The organism is Nonomuraea antimicrobica (genome assembly GCF_039536965.1).
Taxonomy (GTDB): Bacteria; Actinomycetota; Actinomycetes; order Streptosporangiales; family Streptosporangiaceae; genus Nonomuraea; species Nonomuraea antimicrobica.
The window spans coordinates 1-644 of sequence record NZ_BAAAZP010000267.1 but is presented as its reverse complement, the minus strand read 5'-3'; the positions used below and the strand labels follow the sequence as shown (position 1 = coordinate 644).

General features: G+C 65.4%; 1 protein-coding gene. It reads right to left on the bottom strand.

The genetic code is table 11. The features are described 5' to 3' along the window. The coding region (locus ABD844_RS52450) for a hypothetical protein (protein WP_344897688.1) at positions 1-644 on the bottom strand (644 nt) is incomplete at both ends.

The following is a 644-nucleotide window of genomic DNA, read 5'->3' as shown; positions in this document are numbered from 1 at the left end:
CTCGATTGCGCGCGAGACGTTTCCGACGTCGGGTGTGATCTTGGCTGCGGTGTCGATTTCGACGACCTGCCCGATGATTCGGCGATGCGCTGGCACGACCTGGGCGACTGTGCCCGACTCGACGACCTGGCCAACGGCGTGAACCTTCCGCCGCGCTACCGAGACGGCAGAGTCGACCTCGACGACCTGGCCGACACGCCGCACCTTGGCCGGACGGATCGGTAGGGCCACCTCAACGCTTGGGGCCTGGGCGACGTTGCGGACCTTGCGAACAGTAATCGAGCGCGCCGTGTCGGATTCGGTGATCACCCCCACTGGCGCGGCAATCTGCGGAACCGCGGACCCGATCTTGACGTCTGAGACGGCGACCTCATCCACGTACATCTGGCTGGTGGTGTCACGCCCGAGGTGGAACTCAACGTCTCGGGGCTTCCCGCCTGGCCACGCCACCGTCGAAGAGACCACGTAGTCGTCATGAGCCGTGGAGTCTGCGGACAAGTAGGTCCACATCTCGACGGTGCCGTTACCGGAACCGTCGATGGTGTAGCGCCATTCGAGGCGCACCCACTGCCCGACCGGGAGGGCCACCGCGTTACCGACAACGTGCGTACCTACGGCTCCGCTGTAGATGTCGATGCCGCCGT